Raw genomic sequence first — 18,954 nt, 5'->3', positions numbered from 1 at the left:
AAATAATTTGAGTTAGTATCATTTTTAATTCTTATGGTCACAATAATTAGCAGTATGTACTCATGTATTAATGGTATGTACACCATAAGAGAATAGGTTCTTATTAATAGAGGGGATAGTTATCATGAACACAACATTGGAAAAATTAAAGGAACGCATTAAGGACAAAAAATATAAATTGACAACACAACGTCAAACCATTTTACAAGCTTTCATCGACGCTGAAGAGAATCACTTGAGTGCAGAGGATGTATATGTATTGGTAAAAGAAGTAGCGCCAGATATCGGTCTTGCTACTATCTATCGTACATTGGATCTATTTACTGAATTAGATTTGTTAAAACGCCTTGACTTTGGTGATGGTCGTAACCGTTATGAATTAAATGACGAAGAATTTGCTCATTTCCATCATCATTTAATTTGTGTTAAATGTGGCAAAGTTTCTGAATTTGAAGATGATATGCTAGAAACATTAGAATCTATTATTGCGAAAAAATTAAATTTCCGCACCATAGATCATCAATTGAAAGTCTATGGCTACTGCAGTGATTGCCAATCACATATGACGCCAGCAGAACTTGAGAAACTTGATAAAATGGCACATCATGCTTAATGGATATCATTACACAGGGCCACTACCACTCGGATCGGTAGTGGCCCACAACTGTGGCGCTGCTGGACTGTTTTCTAGTAATACTGATGCAGATGTTAAACTCAGTGCTGTAGAATATGATGATATGTATATTTTGACGGTCTCTATTCGTGGTGTAGAACATACGTTGACGGGGTCCATATCTTCATTGGGACGGCGCTCTATTGGACAATCTTTGCTTGTACTATTGCGTACAGAACAGGGATTGCCTGCTCATAATGAGTGGGGCACCATGGTGGGTGTGCGCCCTACAAAATTACTTCATAAATACATGGATCAATATGGTTCACTAGAGGATGCAACTCGTCACATTAGGGACGAGTTTTCTGTGTCTATGGAAAAGCTTGAGGTCCTTAGTAAGATTGGACGTTATCAACGGCCTTTTTTAGGCGATGATTCGCCTAAACACATTAGCCTCTATTGTGGGATTCCGTTTTGCGAGACTCGTTGTGTATATTGTTCATTTCCCTATGGTTTATATCAGGATTATCCACGGCAAGCTGAGTTTATTACAGCATTGTTAAAGGATATTGATGATGTAAGGTCCATTTGTGAAAGCTATAATCTGTACACTAATACGCTCTATATGGGCGGTGGTACGCCCACTATATTGGGTAATGAGGATTTTCACCATCTGTTGACTCGTTTAGCAACATTGATACCAGAAGGCCGTGAGTTTACTGTTGAGGCGGGACGTCCCGATTCAATAACCGTTGAAAAGATTCGGTCTATGCAACATTGCCATGTTAATCGTATTAGTATTAATCCACAAACTATGGATGATACTATATTACGGCGTATAGGGCGTGGACATAACGCTCAAGATATTGATGATATGTATCAATATGTAAAAAAGCATACTGATTTTGCTGTAAATATGGATTTTATAGCAGGACTTCCGGGTCAAGAAATAAAACATATGATGCATAACATGGATTATATTTGTCATAATTTGCCTGAAAATGTTACAATTCATACGTTAGCTATCAAACGTGGTAGTCCGTTATATGATTTGAATATGCAAGATGATGTACCAGAGGAAAGCGTGGTACGTCACATGGTTCAGTATGCCAAGGAGCGATTAGAAGCGGCTGGTTATGTGCCTTATTATCTATATCGCCAACAATATATGAGAGGTCAACTTGAAAATATTGGGTATACATTGCCAGGTAAAGCTTGTGAATATAATATTCAAATCATGGAAGAGCGGCAAACAATTATGTCTATGGGGCCAGGCGGATCCTCTAAATGGATGCGCGCGCCTTTATATAGACAAAAGAAACAGCATATGCCAAAGGATGTAGATGTTTACATAGATACGTTAACAACTCTACTAGATAAAAGGCATGCATTATGTAAATCATTTTGGGAGGTTGTGTAATGGCTATTAAAAAACCAAGAGGCACACAAGATTTCTTGCCAGAACAAATTGTTAATTGGCATTATATAGAACAGTGTATGCGCGATATTTGTAAAGCTTATGGCTTTAGCGAAATTCGCACACCTGCCTTTGAAGATACAAAATTATTTTTGCGTGGCATTGGGGAAACTACGGACGTAGTATCCAAGGAAATGTACACCTTCTCCACTGGAGATGACAAAGAGCAAAGTTATACATTACGACCAGAAAATACAGCATCTGCAGTACGTGCATATTTAGAAAATAAGGTGTATGGCAAAGAAAATTTAACTAAGTGGTTCTATATGGGATCCATGTTCCGTCATGATAAACCACAAGCTGGCCGCTATCGTGAGTTCCATCAATTCGGAGCAGAAGTACTTGGTTCCTCCTCTCCAGTAGTGGATAGCGAAGTTATCTGTATGATTGTACAATTGTTGAAGGATTTTGGTCTAAAGGATCTCAATGTAGAGGTGAATTCTGTAGGTTGTCCAAATTGTCGTCCTACATATCGCCAAAAATTGATTGAATTCTTCGAACCTAAGAAAGATCAGTTGTGCCCAGATTGTCAATCTCGTTTATATAAAAATCCTTTGCGTTTGTTGGATTGTAAAAATGAAACATGCAAAGCTTTATCTGTAGGTGCCCCTGAAATTCATGAGCATTTATGTGAAGAATGTAACACTCACTTTGAAGAACTTAAAACATTACTTGATGCGGCAGACATTCAATATAATCTAAATCCACGATTGGTACGTGGTCTCGATTATTACACTAAAACAGCGTTTGAAGTTCAATATACTCCATTAGGTGCGCAAAGCGCCGTTGCTGGTGGTGGCCGTTATGATGGTCTCGTAGAAGAACTCGACGGCCCTCATACACCGGCTATTGGTTTTGCTATGGGCATGGAACGTTTATTGTTAGCTCTAGAAAAACAAAACTTATTGCCTGAACCAGCTATCGAACCGGCTGTATTTATAGTATCTCTTGGGGATGCTGCAAAACTAGAAGCTTTCAAAATTTGTAATACCTTGCGTAGTGCTTATGTGAGAGCCGAAATGGATGGTCAAGGTAAAAGTATGAAGGCCCAATTAAAATATGCTAACAAAATTCATGCAAAGTATGTTATTATAATGGGTGATGATGAATTGGCTAATCAAGAGGCCATTATTCGTTTCATGGAAACAAGTGAACAAGAAACAGTACCATTGACGTCTGTTTCAGAGCGTATATCTTCTTTGGTGAAAGGATGACAAGTAGAATGGAAACAATGAAAGGCTTACACCGTACGCACGGATGTGGCACTATTTCTGAAGCAGAAGTAGGTAAAGAGGTCGTATTATGTGGTTGGGTTGAACGTCGTCGTGACCACGGCGGTTTGATCTTCTTGGATTTGCGAGATCGTTCTGGTATCGTTCAAGTTGTAGCGTCCCCAGACCATAATGTGGATTCTTTCCACAAAGCAGAAGATGTTCGTAATGAATATGTTCTCTGTGTACGCGGTAAAATTACAAAACGTGATGAAGACGCAATCAATCCTAATTTGCCAACAGGCGCTTATGAAATGTATTGTGAAGAACTTCGCGTATTAAACTCTGCGAAAACGCCTCCATTCTACATTCAAGATGATATCGATGTAGATGAAAATATTCGTTTGAAATATCGTTACCTTGATTTACGTCGCCCTGAAATGCAACGTAACTTGATTTTGCGTCACAAAGTGACTAAGGCTATGCGCGATTTCTTTGATAGCCGTGATTTCCTTGAAATCGAAACACCGATGCTTACAAAATCTACACCTGAAGGTGCTCGTGACTATCTAGTACCATCTCGTGTAAATGCAGGTACATTCTATGCATTGCCTCAATCCCCACAAATTTTTAAACAAATTTTGATGGTAGCAGGCTATGAAAAATATTTCCAAATCGTTCGTTGCTTCCGTGACGAAGATTTACGTGCAGACCGTCAACCAGAATTTACTCAACTCGACTTAGAAATGAGCTTTGTTGACGAAGAAGACATTTATGCAATCTTGGAACAAATGGTTGCAGAAGTATTCAAAAAGACATTGGGCAAAGAAATTCCATTGCCTATGCCTCGTATTACTTGGGATGAAGCGATGGATAAATACGGTTCTGATAAACCAGATCTTCGCTTTGACATGGCTTTCACAGATGTAACAGAGCTTGTAAAAGACACTGAATTCCAAGTATTCCGTTCCGTTATCGACAATGGTGGTGTTGTAAAAGGTATCGTAGTACCTGGCGACGCTGGCATTGCACGTCGTGAACTTGATGATTTGGTAGCATATGTAAATCGCTACGGTGCAAAAGGCTTGGCATGGGCTTGCTTCAATGAAGATGGTTCCATTAAATCACAAATCATGAAATTCTTAGGCGAAGATACAATCCGCAACATCGGTGAAAAAATGGGTGCCAAAGGTGGCGACCTAGTGTTGATGATTGCTGATAAACCTGCTACTGTTGCGAGAGCACTTGGCGAATTGCGCCTTGAAATGGCTCGCCGCATGAACATGATTGATCAAGATAAATTGGCGTTCACATGGGTAACAGATTTCCCTATGTTCGAATATAACGAAGACGAAAAACGTTATGTTGCAATGCACCATCCATTCACAATGCCACGCCACGAAGATCTTGATAAATTAGAATCCGATCCTGGCAGTGTAAAAGCAATTGCTTACGACATGGTATTGAACGGCGTAGAAATCGGTGGTGGTTCCTTGCGTATTTACCAAGCTGATGTACAAGAACAAGTATTTAAAGCAATCGGTTTATCTGTAGAAGAAGCTAAATCCAAATTCGGTTTCATGCTTGATGCATTCCAATATGGTGCACCTCCTCATGCAGGCTGTGCATTTGGTCTCGATCGTCTCGTAATGTTGATGGCTAAACGCCAATCTATCCGCGACGTTATCGCATTCCCTAAAACACAATCCGCTTCTGATATCATGAGCCAAGCTCCATCAGCAGTAGAACCTAAACAATTAAAAGAGCTACATATTAAACCAGATGTAGAGGAAGAAGAACAATCCTTAGTATAATCGTTGATAAACGAATTATAAAAAGTCCGCAAGATTTGCTAAATTTTTAAATGTCAAGTCTTGTAAATGATAAATCTTTTTGCTACTATTTATGTAGAAGATATCCCTGCCATGTGCGTGTGATATCGCAGTTTTGAGCCAACACATTTTCTTCGGGAGTCCGGAACTCTCGTCTGAACGTTATGCCCTTATGGGAAAACTGCAGGATGAGGAGGACACCCACCTGCTCTAGCAGGATCAAAACGCGGTACATTACGGCATGGTGGGGCTTTTTTGCATGTAAAAATATGAATGGAGGTAGCATGGATAGTTTATTTGATGCATTACCTACAAATAGATATGAACCATTACCGGTACGAATGAGACCCACAGAGCTAGACCATTTGTATGGGCAAGAACAAGCTGTAGGCAAAGGGACATTCTTGCGGGCTATGGTAGAAAAGGATACCATACCATCCATGTTGTTTTATGGACCTTGTGGTACCGGTAAAACGACATTAGCTGGCATTATAGCTAAAATGAGCAATAGCCATTTTGTCAATTTGAATGCTACTAATGCAGGTATTGGTGAATTGCGAAATATTATTGAGGATGCGAGAAAACGAGTTCGTTCATTACAGCAACGTACTATTTTATTTCTCGATGAAATTCATCGCTTTAACAAGAGTCAACAAGATGTACTATTGCCTTGTGTAGAGGATGGTACGATTATCCTCATTGGGGCCACTACGGAAAATCCTTTTTTTGAGGTTAACCGTCCTTTATTATCACGGTTGAGGCTCATTACACTAGAGGCTTTAACACCTAAGGCGATTAGCCAAATTTTAAAACGAGCTATTACAGATACTGAGGTTGGGCTCGGATCTCGTCAATTACAAGTAAAAGATGAATTATTAGAGGATGTTGGTATCTTTGTTAATGGCGATGGTCGCATGGCTCTTAATATTTTAGAGCAAGCTGCGGCAATGGTTCATGATGGGGAAGAGATAACCATAGAAATCCTTGAAAAGGTCATAGGACGTCGCATTTACACATACGATAAAAAAGGGGATAGTCATTACGATACGATTTCTGCGTTTATCAAAAGTATGCGCGGTTCCGATGTACAGGCTACACTTCACTATCTAGCGCGTATGATAGAGGCAGGAGAGGATCCTAACTTTATTGCTCGTCGTATTGTAATTTGTGCAGCAGAGGATGTAGGATTAGCTGATCCACAAGCCTTAATCTTAGCAAATGCGGCGGCACAAGCGTCTCATATGGTCGGATTTCCAGAGGCGCGCATTATTTTATCAGAGGCCGCCTGCTATGTAGCATTAGCTCCTAAGAGTAATTCTGCGTATGTTGGCATTGATGCAGCTATTTCTGATGTGCGTCATAAGGATTGTGGTCAAGTTCCAGATCATTTACGAGACAGTCATTATAGTGGGGCTAGTAAATTGGGACATGGTGTAACTTATAAATATGCTCATAATTATCCGAATGGATATGTAAAGCAACAATATTTACCAGATCCTTTAGTTAAGGCTGAATACTATAAAGGTATTGAACGAGGCACGGAAGCAATACTGTTAAAAGATTGGAACAACCGTTGTAATGGTAAATAGAATGGCCAATATATGGTATAATATAATGATGATTTAAAATAGATTTTTATATTAAAGTAAGGGGTTTGTACAAGATTATGGCAGAAGAGAAAAAAACTTCTACACGAGGGCAGAAGCCCCGTAAAAAACGGGCTACACCGGCGCCTAAAAAGGAAGGATTTTCACTGCGCAATGAAGTGAAAGGCATTATCGTCATTGGCGTTGCTATATTGGCACTATTGGGCTATTTTGGTTATGAATTAGGCGTTGTAGGCGAAGTATTAACAGGTGTTTTTCGCTATGGATTTGGCTTTGGGGGCTTTATTCCATGTCTTTCTTTGTTATGGCTTGGTTGGCGTCTATTATATCAAGGTGAATTTATGTCCATTACTAGGCGCGGCATTATTATAACCGTGTTCTACTTATTAGCTACTACCTTAGTACCATTGTGTCGCGTGCCTGTAGGGGATGAATTAATGACTACTGCATTAGCGGGAGAAGGTGGCGTCGTAGGTGGTTTATTAGCTACATTTTTTAGAACTTTATTCGGTGAGCTAGGTTCTATTATTGTTGTATCCATCCTTATGCTTTGCTGTGGTATCATTATTACCCGTTTATCCTTGGGTAGTGGGTTGCGTAAGGCAGCTGATAAGACGCAGGTAGGCCTTGATAAGGCTAAAGAAGTAGCCGTTGAAAAGGTTGCTGTTGCAAAAGAGGTTATAGAAGATTGGAATGAGCAACGAAAAGAGGCGGCTCAACGCAAGGCGTATAATCGTGAAAAGGATCAACGGTATACCAATGCAACGGAAAAGGCTGTAGAGTCCCTTGAGAACCGTGGCGTACTAGAGTCTGGTGACGAGTATGTAGTTGAAGCTATGGATACACATAGTCCATCCTCTTGGCGTGAACTGGCAGATTTAGAGGCTCGCAATCGCGCAGCAGAGCAATTATCAACATTATCTGAAGAATCTGGTGATGCTAATAATAGCAGTGAAGATGATGATGTTACAGTTGATAGAGAATCTGATGCGGTTCCCGCGTGGCTAAATAATCAAAATGACTTTGACGATGAAGATTTTGATACAGATGGGGGAAAACCTATTGAGGATGACGAGCATATTGTAGTGGAAACAAATCCAGAGGAATATTCTTATCGACCAATCACAATGGGGCCTACTGAGACTAATCATGCTGCTATAGCTAGCGCCGTTCCTGGCACTGGTGCAGCAGCCAGTGCCGTTAGCGCAGGTGCTGGTATGAGTGGTATACCATTGTCAGTTCCTTCCTTAGCAAGTACTGCTGAGGATACAGCGCAAGTAGCTGTTTCTAAAGATGGACATATTCATAGAACCTATGACAGACCATATCATTTCCCAAGCCTAGATATTTTGGCGAAAGGAGAGGTAGGTCAAAACAATAATGATGAGGTTGCTTATAATGCAATGCGTCTCGAAGAGGTGTTGGCAAGCTTTGGGATAGCTGCTAAGGTTGTGAATGCTACGCAAGGCCCAACTGTAACACGTTATGAAATCGAGCCTGCTCAAGGTGTTAAGGTAAGTAGAATCGTCAATTTGACAGATGATATTGCGCTGAATCTTGCGGCTCAACATATTCGTATGGAAGCGCCGATTCCTGGTAAATCTGCTATTGGTATTGAGGTACCAAATACGAAAACTGAAGCGGTTCATCTTCGTGATGTACTAGATTGCAGTGACTTTAAAGAGGCACGGGGTGGTATTCCTGTTGGTCTTGGCAAAGATATTGCAGGTAAACCTGTTATTACGGATCTTGCTAAAATGCCGCATCTATTGGTAGCTGGTACAACAGGGTCTGGTAAATCTGTATGTGTAAATACATTGATTTCTAGTATTCTCTTTAGTCGTAAACCAGAAGAGGTTAAATTACTATTGATTGACCCTAAGATGGTTGAGTTATCTGTTTATAATGGGATTCCTCATTTGATGGCACCAGTTGTAACAGATATGAAAAAGGCAGCAGCTGTATTGCGCTGGGCCGTGCGTGAAATGGAAGCTCGTTATAAGGCATTTGCTGCATCTGGTAAGCGTGATATTAAAAGCTATAATGAAGCACATCCAAAAGCGGCAATGCCACTCATCGTATTGATTATCGATGAGTTAGCTGACTTGATGATGACTGCTCCTGATGATATAGAAGAGTCCATTAGTCGATTAGCACAGATGGCTCGTGCCGCTGGTATTCATATGGTTCTAGCTACGCAACGACCTTCTGTTAACGTTATTACCGGTTCTATCAAGGCTAATGTACCAAGCCGTATTTCCTTTGCCGTAGGGTCTCAAATAGACTCTCGTACAATTCTCGATATGGCAGGGGCTGAAAAACTTCTTGGTAAAGGTGATATGCTGTTCTCTCCAATTGGTGCGAATAAACCAATTCGTGTACAAGGGGCTTTTATCTCTGATGATGAAGTAGAGCATTTGGTAGAATTTGTAAAACAACAACGAGAACCGGAATATGACGATACAGTGACTGCTGAAGCAGAAAAGGAATCTGCATCGCAAGATAATGATGAACAAGATATTTATCGCGATGAATTACTAGAGAGAGCGGTTAATCTTGTTATGGAATCTGGACAAGCATCAGTTTCTATGTTGCAACGTAGATTCCGTATTGGTTATACTCGGGCGGCACGTCTTGTAGATACGATGGAGGACCTTAAAATTGTAGGTCCTAACATGGGTAGTAAGGCTCGAGAGATTTTAATGAGTCCAGAACAGGTGAAAGCAAGATATTTCTCTGATTCTGAAGAATAGAAAGGGATATACTGTGGCTGAATTAGGTGAAGAACTACGCCGTGAACGGGTACGTAGAAATCTCACATTTAAAGATATTGAACAAGTACTTCATATTAAAACAACCTATTTAGAAGCCATCGAAGATGGAAATTTTGCAGTTATCCCAGGACGTGTATACGCCAAAGGTTTTATTCGTAACTATGGAAATTATCTAGGACTTGATGGAGAGCGTTTAGTAAAAGCTTATCAAAATCAAGTGGGTGAAGTAGATACTTTTACGATACGTCCTATTATGCGTCAAAAAAAGCAGGGAACTATCAACTCTGTACAAAGTGAATACGTAGAGCATCAGATGGCAAAACGCCGCATGTCTTTAGAGACACGACAAAAAAAGCGTCAACGGTCTATCGCACAAGAACGCGTGATGTTAGCTGTTATTGCTGTATTCATAGTCATATTTATGATTTGGTTGTTTTTATTCTAAGATAAATCATTACGTTTAAGGAAAGGTTACATTGATGGATACATTTTTAGTTACAGAACGCTCAGATATGGAAGCACGCGGATGGGCAGAGCTTGACTTTGTGCTTATCAGTGGCGATGCGTATGTAGATCATCCATCTTTTGCGCCTGCCGTAATCGGTCGTTATCTAGAATCAAAGGGGTATCGTGTAGGCATTATTGCTCAACCTGATTGGAATGATGTGAATGCATTTAAACGATTGGGCAAGCCTCGACTGGCATCCCTTGTAACCGCTGGAAATTTAGATTCTATGCTCAATAAATTTACGGCGGCTAAAAAAATTCGTCGTGAAGATGATTATTCGCCAGGTGGTGAGGCGGGACATCGTCCTGATAGAGCCACATTGGTTTACTCGAATCGAATGAAAGAGGCCTATCGTGATGTACCTCTTATTATTGGGGGCATTGAAGCATCCTTACGCCGATTTGGACATTATGATTATTGGTCTGATACAGTGCGTAGATCCATTCTGGTTGACTCTAAGGCTGATGCACTCGTCTATGGGATGGGTGAATTACAAATTATTGAGTTAGCGGAGGCCCTTGATAAAAATAGATTTGATGAGTCTTTGCCAAATATTCGCGGTATTTGCTATATGGCAAAAGAAATACCATCTTATTGTATTGAGTGTCCGTCCTTTGAAGATATCAAGTCTGATAAAAAAGCGTTTGCTGAGGCATTTCGCATTCAATATGATGAGCAAGATCCATTTTATGGAAAGGCAATTGCTCAAAAACATGGTGATCGCTATGTGGTGCAAAATACCCCAGCATTACCATTAACACAAGAACAAATGGATGGTGCCTACGATTTGCCGTATACTCGTAAATGGCATCCCTCCTATGATGATAAGGGTGGTGTCCCTGCATTGAGCGAGGTTCAATTTAGCCTCGTTAGTCAGAGGGGATGTTTTGGTAGTTGCTCTTTCTGTGCCATTACGAATCACCAAGGCCGTATCATCCAAAATCGTAGCCATGAATCATTAATTGATGAAGCAAAATTGATGATTAATATGGATGGGTTTAAAGGTTATATCCACGATGTGGGTGGGCCAACGGCAAATTTTAGACACTTAGCTTGTGATAAACAAGCTGCTTATGGTGCGTGTAAAGGCCGTACTTGTGCAGCACCTATACCTTGTGAAAACTTAAATACAAATCATGATGATTATGTATCTTTATTACGTAAATTACGAAAATTAAAGGGCGTAAAAAAGGTATTTGTAAGATCTGGTCTGCGATATGATTATGTGCTAGCTGATAATAATAAAGCCTTTGTTAAGGAACTTTGTGAACATCATGTGAGTGGGCAGTTAAAGGTGGCCCCTGAACATGTTTCTAAACGTGTTACAACCATGATGGGCAAGGCTGGAAAAGAAGAGTTCTTACTTTTTAAAAAGTGGTTTGAAGAAGCAAATCGTGAATTGGGTAAAAAGCAATATCTTGTGCCTTATTTCATGAGCTCTCATCCAGGATGTACCTTAGAGGATGCCATTGAATTGGCTGAATTTTTACGAGATCAACATATGTACCCTGAGCAGGTGCAAGATTTTATTCCTACACCGGGAAGCCTTTCTACTTGTATGTACTATACGGGCATTAATCCATTAGATGGTAAACCAGTATATGTAGCAAAAAAAGGGCGCGATAAGGCTAAGCAACGGGCATTGATGCAATATAAAAATATTGAAAACTATGATCTTGTAAAGGAAGCTCTTATTGAGGCTGGACGACGTGATTTAATTGGATTTGGGCCTGAATGTTTAATTCCACCTAGACCTATTGGACAGGGGAAATCACAAAGTATTGGTCATAAAAAAATGGGACACTCAAGAGGATTTAATCAGTCTCATATAAGCGAATCCAAGGGTGGACGTAAAAGGAGATTTACGCGATGAAACGATGGATGGCTTTTAGCATACTCATGCTGTTTGTCATAGGGATGTTAGGATATGGCATATACTTTTATCGGGCAGAGCAACTTGAAAAAGCGAAGGCCCCCGTACGTGGTGAAATCACAGTATATACCGATTTACCTAACAATTTAACTACATTGCTTGCTGATAAATATTTAGTGGAAAAGAATGTAAAGGTTACTATTATGCCTCTTACAGAGGAACAAATGGAGCAACGTGTTTCCTCTAAGTTGGCAGATACCTCTGGCGATGTGGTCATTACATCTGAAGATAATCTAGTTATTGGCGCCAGTCAGGATAAATTTGTACCTATTGTTAATGAACGTATTGATGAGGTTTTAGACCGATTAAAGGATTCCAATGGATACTGGGTTGGTCTTTGGTATGATCCTATTGTCTTTGTCCAAAATGGAACCTTTTATAATGGTTTAGGCCAACATATTACGACTTGGGATACATTACAGAAACCAGGGACATGGCGCATCGTGATGACAGATTTTGTAGCTTCTCAAAATGCGGCCAATCTTTTGTATAATATGGTGGAATATAAAGGCGAACCAGATGCACTAGCATATTTGCTCGCTTTAAAACCACATGTTATGCAACATGCTAAATTTCTTTCTACTCCGATACGTTTAACCGCTCTTGGCGAATCTGATATTGGTATTGGCAATCTATCTGATGCCCAACAATATATCCGCCATTCATATCCGGTAAAAATGATTTACCCTAGTGATGGCACATCATTTTATTTGACTGGTGCGGCTATACAAAAGGACTCTAAACATAAAAATGAAAGTATTGAATTCATTACTTGGCTATTATCTAACGATACAGCCAAGTATATGATGGAAAATAATTTTACTTATATTTTCGCGAATCCAGAGGTAGTAGAACCATTAGATTCTCTAGGGAAATCTGTAGTATTATGGCCTGTTAATGGAGGCTATACAGTAGAGGGGAAAAAGCTTTTACTAAATCACTGGGTAAGTCAAGTGCGTTTTAGAAAAGATCAATAGCTATTGAGTTTCAGATAAGATTAATAGATATTGAGCTTGATGTAAGATTAATAGCTATTGAGTTTGATACAGGACTCTAATTGAAATAGTTACATTCTATAGAGAAAGGATTTAGAATGACCAAATTATTGGGATACATTAGCCTAGGTTGCGCTAAAAATTTAGTAGATACAGAGGTCATGCTGGGATTATTAAAGGATAATGGCTATGCTATTACCGATGATTTAAATGAGGCTGACTTGATTATCATCAATACTTGTACTTTTATAGAGAAAGCGAAGGAGGAATCCATTAATACGATTCTAGAGGCTGCTCAATATAAAGAACAGGGCCGTTGTAAGGGCTTGATTGTAGCGGGCTGTTTAAGTCAACAATATCAAGATGAATTATTTAAGGAAATTCCTGAAATTGATGCACTTATCGGTACGGGTGCGTGGGACCAAGTTATGGTTGCCGTTGATGCTATTGAGCATGGTAACCGTAGTTGCATTATGGAAAATATCACTAATATCTATGATGAACGGATGCCGCGTATTCAAACAACACCTCGCTACAGTGCGTATGTAAAAATTGCTGAAGGCTGTAATAATGGTTGTACATTCTGTATCATTCCTAAGGTTCGTGGTGCTTTTAGAAGTCGTACCATTGAATCTATTAAGGCTGAAGTTGAACGATTGGCTGATGCCGGCGTTAAGGAAATCGTTCTCATTGCGCAAGATACGACTAGCTACGGTATTGATTTGAATAATGGTAAACCATTGCTCACAAAATTATTAAAAGAATTAACTAAGGTAGAAGGTATTGAATGGATTCGCATGCTCTATTTATATCCTACATTCTTTAGTGACGAATTATTGGATATCATCGTTAACGAACCTAAGCTTTGTAAATATGTGGATATTCCATTACAACATGTTAACAATGATATTCTGAAACAAATGAATCGTCGTGATTCTCGCGAGGACATTGAACGATTATTGAAAAAAATCCGTAATGCTTCGACTCATGTAACACTTCGTACGTCTATCATCGTAGGTTTCCCTGGGGAAACCGATGAACAATTTGAGGAACTTTGCGAATTCGTGAAAGATATCAAGTTTGATAATATGGGCGTATTTACGTACTCTCAAGAGGAGGGCACTATTGCTGGCGCCCGTGAAGACCAAGTGCCAGAAGAGGTTAAAGAAGATCGTTATCACACATTGATGTCCATACAAGCTGCCATTTCAGAGGAAAATAACCGCGATTTAGAAGGAACTATTGATTATGCAATGGTTGAAGAATTAGAAGAAGGCGATAATGATACGCTTATTGCTAAAGGTCGTTTAAAATCGCAAGCTCCTGATGTAGATGGCAATATGTATATTGAGGATTGTGGCGACAAAGTTAAACCTGGGGATATCTTGAAAGTTCAAGTAGAACAAGGTTTTGCTTATGATGTAGTAGCTACTATCGTAGAATAATAAGCAGTGTATTAGGTAATACCACTACTAACACATATGAAGTGATGGGAGGTATTTACGATGATTGTAGAATTAATTTCTACAGGCTCTGAATTATTACTAGGGGATACGGTGAATACAAATGTCTCCTGGTTAGCACAGGAGCTTAATAAATTAGGTTATTCCGTTGCCTATCAGTCCGTAGTAGGCGATAATCCTGGACGCATGGCAGAGGTCTTTAGAAAAGCTGGTCAACGTGCTGATATTGTCATTAGTACCGGTGGATTGGGACCAACTCAAGGTGATATAACACGACAAGTATTAGCTTCTTCATTGGATCGCAATGTAGTATATAATGAAGATGCCATGGCTGAGGTGAGACAATTCTTTAAGCGTGTTGGTCGTGAAATGCCTGATGCGAGTCGCAGAGAGGCTATGTTGCCAGAAGGGTCTAGTGTCCTAGAAAATCCTGTCGGTGTCGCACCTGGTGTAGTAACTGTAGATGGGGATGTAACCTACATTTTGTTACCAGGACCTCCTGGTGAAATGAAAGGCATGTTTGAACAGAGCGTTGTCCCTTATCTTTCTAAGCGCTTTGGCTCTCAAGGGGTTGTAACCTCTTATCGATATGCGGTTTATGATATTCGAGAAATCGATTTAGAAGAGCGTGTTATGGATTTGATTAAACAACAATCCAATCCGACCATAGCTCTGTTAATTAAAAAAGGTTACATCGAATTGCGCATTACTGCTAAGGCTGAATCTTTAAAAGCAGCACATGATCTATTGGATCCATGGGCCCATATAATTTATCGGCGTTTAGGTTCGCATATTGGCCGAGAACTAGATATTTCTATGGAGGAAACCTTAGGTAATACCTTAAAAGATGGATCTGCCACAATTGCTACGGCTGAATCTTGTACATCGGGACTTGTTGGTAAATTATTAACCAATGTAAGCGGTAGTAGTGATTACTATATGGGAGGCATTATATCCTATAGCAATGATGTAAAGCATCGAGTGCTAGGTGTGCCACAAAAATTACTCGACACATATGGTGCTGTTAGTGAATCAGTGGCGAAAGCGATGGCAGAAGGAGCAAAGCGCGTATGTAATACTACATATGCAGTGTCCACAACGGGCATAGCGGGTCCTGGTGGTGGCACAGCCGATAAACCAGTAGGCCTTGTGTGGATTGGTGTAACTGGTCCACAAGGAACAGTGGCACACAAAGTAAATTTAATTGGTAATCGTGAAGATATCCGCCTTAGTGCGGCTGAATTAGCATTATATTATGTGAACTTATATATTCAAGAAAAAGGGGATAAATAATGGCTCTTGATGGTAGACAAGCGGCGTTAGATAACGCATTAAAACAAATAGAAAAGGATTTCGGTAAAGGTGCTATTATGCGCCTAGGTGAAGCGGCAGATCGCATGAATGTAGAGGTTATTTCCTCTGGTTCTCTTGCTATTGACCTTGCTGTAGGTGTAGGTGGTTTTCCGCGTGGCCGTGTGATTGAAATTTATGGTCCTGAATCATCTGGTAAAACAACAGTGGCTCTTCATGCCGTAGCAGAAGCACAAAAACAAGGTGGTGTTGCTGCATTTATTGATGCGGAACATGCTATGGACCCAATCTATGCACGCAATCTTGGTGTAGACATCAATAATCTATTGATTTCTCAACCAGATAATGGCGAACAAGCTCTTGAAATTACAGAGGCTCTTGTTCGTAGCGGTGCTGTAGATATCGTAGTAGTTGACTCAGTTGCTGCATTGGTACCGAAAGCGGAAATCGAAGGGGAAATGGGCGATGCTCACGTAGGCCTTCACGCTCGTTTGATGAGTAAAGCATTGCGTAAACTAACAGGTACTATTAATAAAACTAAAACCGTTGTTATCTTTATCAACCAATTGCGTGAAAAAGTAGGCGTAATGTTTGGTAACCCAGAAACAACTACGGGTGGTCGCGCTCTAAAATTCTATTCTTCTGTACGTCTCGATGTACGTAAGGGCGAATTGATTAAGGCTAATAATGAGAACGTAGGGGCTCGTACAAAGGTTAAGGTTGTTAAGAATAAGGTGGCACCTCCATTCAAAACCGCTGAATTTGACTTGATGTATGGCCAAGGCATTTCCAAAGAAGGTACTTTAATCGATATCGGTACTAATATGGAAATTATCAAAAAATCCGGTGCATGGTATTCTTATAATGGTGAACGCATGGGCCAAGGTAAAGAGGCGGCTAAACAATATCTCTTTGATAACCCTCAAGTAGCAGAAGAAATCGATCGTATCATTCGCGATACATTAGCAGCTGAACCAGAAACATTTGATGTTGTAGGGGAAGATATTACTCCTGAAGAAGATTAATTGTTACATCATATATACTGAAAGGGCTACTAGGTAGCCCTTTTTTACTGAGGTTATTATGACAGATAATATGTTTACAGAAGAAGAGAAACAGGCGGCCTTAGATCAAGCATATCGATTTTTAGGACAACGGTTTTTGAGCTCTTATGAATTACGCCAAAAAATGAAACGTAAACAAATTGCATCAGAATTGATTGATTACGTGGAAGAACGGCTGATTTACTACGATTATATAAACGATGAACGATTAGCAAAACAAGTTGTATCGTACTTAATGAGAGAACAGAAATATGGTGCCTTTCTTATTAGACAAAAAATGAAATTGCGTGGTCTTGAGGTTCCTCGTGATATTGAAAGCTATGATGAGTTAGCGGCCGCGTATCGCGTAGTAGATAAAAAATACGGTGAACATATCAGTGATACATCACGCATAAAAGTAATGAATTTTCTTCGCAATAGAGGCTTCTCTATGAGCACCATTACAAAGGTTTCAGAGGCCTGTCAACCTTGACAGAATGGGCATTCAAGTCTAAAATTAAAATAGCCTTGTAAATATACAATTTAGTTATAAGGTTATGTAATTTGGTATTTTGAAAATCTGGAATCAAGGGGCAAATGCCCGTGTGTGACGATACAGGAGGTGGGTCTGATTTTAGAATATAGTCTAATTGCAGTGGTAATGGTACTGATTGGACTAGGTGTAGGTTATTTTTTACGAAAAAATATCGCAGAAGGAAAACTGAATCAAGCTGAGCAAGAGGCTGAGCGCATTATCGCAAATGGTGAGCGCATGGCTGAGTCTAAAAAGAAAGAAGCTTTATTAGAAGCGAAAGAAGAAATTCATAAGCTCCGTTCCGATGTGGAACGAGAAAATAAAGATCGTCGTTCTGAATTACAACGTATGGAACGACGTATTCTTCAAAAAGAAGAATCTTTGGACAAAAAATTAGACAATATTGAGCACAAAGAGGAAGCTTTACATCGTAAAGAAGCTGACTTAGTTCAAAGCCAAGAAAAGGTTGATGCTTTATATGAAAAGCAAATGGCAGAATTAGAACGTATTTCTGGCTTAACCTTTGATGAGGCAAGGAACATCTTGTTAACCAATGTGGAACAAGAAATCCGTCATGAAACGGCTATGATGGTAAAAGAAATGGAACAGCAAGCCAAAGATGAAGCGGAAAAGAAAGCAAAGGAAATTATTTCTGGTGCAATTCAACGCTGTGCAGCTGACCATGTAGCAGAAACAACAGTTTCTGTAGTAGCATTGCCAAACGATGAAATGAAGGGTCGTATTATTGGTCGTGAAGGCCGTAATATTCGCGCTCTAGAAACATTAACTGGTATCGATTTAATCATCGATGATACACCAGAGGCCGTAATTTTATCTGGCTTTGATCCAATTCGTCGTGAAGTAGCACGAATCGCATTGGAAAAACTAATTGTTGATGGTCGTATCCATCCTGCTCGCATTGAAGAGATGGTGGCAAAGGCTCGTAAAGAGGTGGACCAAACAATTAAAGAGGCTGGTGAACAAGCTACTTTTGAGGCTGATGTTCACGGTTTACATCCTGAAATTATTAAAATTTTAGGTCGTTTGAAGTATCGTACTAGTTACGGTCAAAATGTGTTAAAACACTCTATTGAAGTATCCCATTTAGCAGGTCTTATGGCAGCAGAACTTGGCTGTGATGTTACATTAGCTAAACGGGGCGGCTTAATACATGATATTGGTAAGGCTCTGGATCGAGAAATTGAAGGTTCCCACGTGGAAATTGGTGTCGATGTAGCTCGTAAATATCGTGAAAGCGCTGCTGTAATCAACTGTATTGGTGCTCATCATGGCGATGAAGAATTCCAAACAGTAGAAGCTGTTCTCGTAGCAGCTGCAGATGCTATCTCTGCAGCACGTCCAGGCGCGCGTAGAGAAACATTAGAAAATTACTTAAAACGATTATCTAAATTGGAAGAAATCGCCGAATCTTTCGAAGGTGTTGAAAAATGCTTTGCAATTCAAGCTGGCCGTGAGATTCGCGTTGTAGTAAAACCGGATAAGATTGATGAAGCTGAGTCTACATTACTTGTTCGGAATATCGTAAAACGCATTGAATCCGAATTAGAATACCCTGGTCAAATCAAGGTTGTTATCATTCGTGAAACACGCGTTGTAGATTACGCTAAATAAGCATTATATCAAATTAAGGC

At 39.9% G+C, this 18,954-nt stretch carries 14 protein-coding genes and 1 other RNA gene; all 15 read left to right on the top strand.

Translation table 11 applies throughout. The annotated features are described in order from the left end of the window. Positions 1-124: 124 nt before the first annotated feature. Positions 125-613, top strand: a complete 489-nt coding sequence (locus VEI_RS06325; protein WP_059363396.1) for a Fur family transcriptional regulator — start codon at positions 125-127, stop codon at positions 611-613. Then, positions 606-2,033: a coproporphyrinogen dehydrogenase HemZ gene (gene hemZ, locus VEI_RS06320; RefSeq protein WP_059363394.1), complete on the top strand. Its 1,428-nt coding sequence runs from the start codon at positions 606-608 to the stop codon at positions 2,031-2,033. Before VEI_RS06325 ends, hemZ begins: the two co-directional genes overlap by 8 nt. Further along, positions 2,033-3,304: a histidine--tRNA ligase gene (hisS, locus tag VEI_RS06315; RefSeq protein ID WP_059363392.1), complete on the top strand. Its 1,272-nt coding sequence runs from the start codon at positions 2,033-2,035 to the stop codon at positions 3,302-3,304. The genes hemZ and hisS overlap by 1 nt, the downstream gene beginning before the upstream one ends. Positions 3,305-3,312: 8 nt before the next feature. Next, positions 3,313-5,115 (top strand): aspartate--tRNA ligase, encoded by a 1,803-nt coding sequence (gene aspS / locus VEI_RS06310; protein WP_059363389.1) that lies wholly within the window; start codon positions 3,313-3,315, stop codon positions 5,113-5,115. A 100-nt stretch (positions 5,116-5,215) separates the two neighbouring features. Then, a non-coding RNA gene (gene ssrS / locus VEI_RS06305) (6S RNA) lies at positions 5,216-5,388 on the top strand. A 29-nt stretch (positions 5,389-5,417) separates the two neighbouring features. Further along, entirely contained in the window at positions 5,418-6,722 is a 1,305-nt protein-coding gene (locus VEI_RS06300) for a replication-associated recombination protein A (RefSeq protein WP_059363484.1), read from the top strand. 77 nt (positions 6,723-6,799) lie between these two features. Continuing rightward, on the top strand, positions 6,800-9,493 hold the full coding sequence (locus VEI_RS06295) for a DNA translocase FtsK (RefSeq protein WP_059363388.1): 2,694 nt from the start codon (positions 6,800-6,802) through the stop codon (positions 9,491-9,493). Between the two features lie 13 nt (positions 9,494-9,506). Then, the gene (locus VEI_RS06290) at positions 9,507-9,959 is read left to right on the top strand and encodes a helix-turn-helix domain-containing protein (protein ID WP_059363386.1); all 453 of its coding nucleotides are present in this window, start codon (positions 9,507-9,509) and stop codon (positions 9,957-9,959) included. 34 nt (positions 9,960-9,993) lie between these two features. Then, positions 9,994-11,895 (top strand): YgiQ family radical SAM protein, encoded by a 1,902-nt coding sequence (locus VEI_RS06285; RefSeq protein WP_059363384.1) that lies wholly within the window; start codon positions 9,994-9,996, stop codon positions 11,893-11,895. Further along, a complete protein-coding gene (locus VEI_RS06280) occupies positions 11,892-12,932 on the top strand; it encodes an ABC transporter substrate-binding protein (RefSeq protein ID WP_059363382.1) in 1,041 nt (346 codons plus the stop codon). The genes VEI_RS06285 and VEI_RS06280 overlap by 4 nt, the downstream gene beginning before the upstream one ends. 116 nt (positions 12,933-13,048) lie before the next feature. Continuing rightward, complete coding sequence (gene rimO, locus VEI_RS06275) at positions 13,049-14,395, top strand: 30S ribosomal protein S12 methylthiotransferase RimO (protein WP_059363379.1); 1,347 nt, start codon at positions 13,049-13,051, stop codon at positions 14,393-14,395. A gap of 60 nt (positions 14,396-14,455) precedes the next feature. Then, positions 14,456-15,706 carry a competence/damage-inducible protein A gene (locus VEI_RS06270; protein WP_059363378.1) on the top strand — a complete coding sequence of 417 codons (1,251 nt, stop codon included), beginning with the start codon at positions 14,456-14,458 and terminating at the stop codon, positions 15,704-15,706. Further along, a complete protein-coding gene (gene recA, locus VEI_RS06265) occupies positions 15,706-16,749 on the top strand; it encodes a recombinase RecA (RefSeq protein ID WP_059363372.1) in 1,044 nt (347 codons plus the stop codon). Before VEI_RS06270 ends, recA begins: the two co-directional genes overlap by 1 nt. Positions 16,750-16,807: 58 nt before the next feature. Next, positions 16,808-17,260 carry a regulatory protein RecX gene (locus VEI_RS06260; RefSeq protein WP_059363370.1) on the top strand — a complete coding sequence of 151 codons (453 nt, stop codon included), beginning with the start codon at positions 16,808-16,810 and terminating at the stop codon, positions 17,258-17,260. A 114-nt stretch (positions 17,261-17,374) separates the two neighbouring features. Beyond that, complete coding sequence (gene rny, locus VEI_RS06255; protein ID WP_371851258.1) at positions 17,375-18,934, top strand: ribonuclease Y; 1,560 nt, start codon at positions 17,375-17,377, stop codon at positions 18,932-18,934. Positions 18,935-18,954: the final 20 nt, after the last annotated feature.

This window comes from Veillonella tobetsuensis, from assembly GCF_001078375.1.
Lineage (GTDB): Bacteria > Bacillota > Negativicutes > Veillonellales > Veillonellaceae > Veillonella > Veillonella tobetsuensis.
The sequence above is the reverse complement of the archived record's forward strand: the minus strand, read 5'-3'. Positions and strand labels throughout refer to the sequence as shown.

What these genes read in the sequence shown, in the direction of transcription:
- rimO (WP_059363379.1), top strand. Translation starts at nt 13,049, where the DNA reads ATGACCAAATTATTGGGATACATTAGCCTAGGTTGCGCTAAAAATTTA.
- VEI_RS06270 (WP_059363378.1), top strand. Translation starts at nt 14,456, where the DNA reads ATGATTGTAGAATTAATTTCTACAGGCTCTGAATTATTACTAGGGGAT.
- hisS (WP_059363392.1), top strand. Translation starts at nt 2,033, where the DNA reads ATGGCTATTAAAAAACCAAGAGGCACACAAGATTTCTTGCCAGAACAA.
- VEI_RS06260 (WP_059363370.1), top strand. Translation starts at nt 16,808, where the DNA reads ATGACAGATAATATGTTTACAGAAGAAGAGAAACAGGCGGCCTTAGAT.
- hemZ (WP_059363394.1), top strand. Translation starts at nt 606, where the DNA reads ATGCTTAATGGATATCATTACACAGGGCCACTACCACTCGGATCGGTA.
- aspS (WP_059363389.1), top strand. Translation starts at nt 3,313, where the DNA reads ATGGAAACAATGAAAGGCTTACACCGTACGCACGGATGTGGCACTATT.
- VEI_RS06300 (WP_059363484.1), top strand. Translation starts at nt 5,418, where the DNA reads ATGGATAGTTTATTTGATGCATTACCTACAAATAGATATGAACCATTA.
- VEI_RS06280 (WP_059363382.1), top strand. Translation starts at nt 11,892, where the DNA reads ATGAAACGATGGATGGCTTTTAGCATACTCATGCTGTTTGTCATAGGG.
- VEI_RS06295 (WP_059363388.1), top strand. Translation starts at nt 6,800, where the DNA reads ATGGCAGAAGAGAAAAAAACTTCTACACGAGGGCAGAAGCCCCGTAAA.
- VEI_RS06285 (WP_059363384.1), top strand. Translation starts at nt 9,994, where the DNA reads ATGGATACATTTTTAGTTACAGAACGCTCAGATATGGAAGCACGCGGA.
- recA (WP_059363372.1), top strand. Translation starts at nt 15,706, where the DNA reads ATGGCTCTTGATGGTAGACAAGCGGCGTTAGATAACGCATTAAAACAA.
- VEI_RS06325 (WP_059363396.1), top strand. Translation starts at nt 125, where the DNA reads ATGAACACAACATTGGAAAAATTAAAGGAACGCATTAAGGACAAAAAA.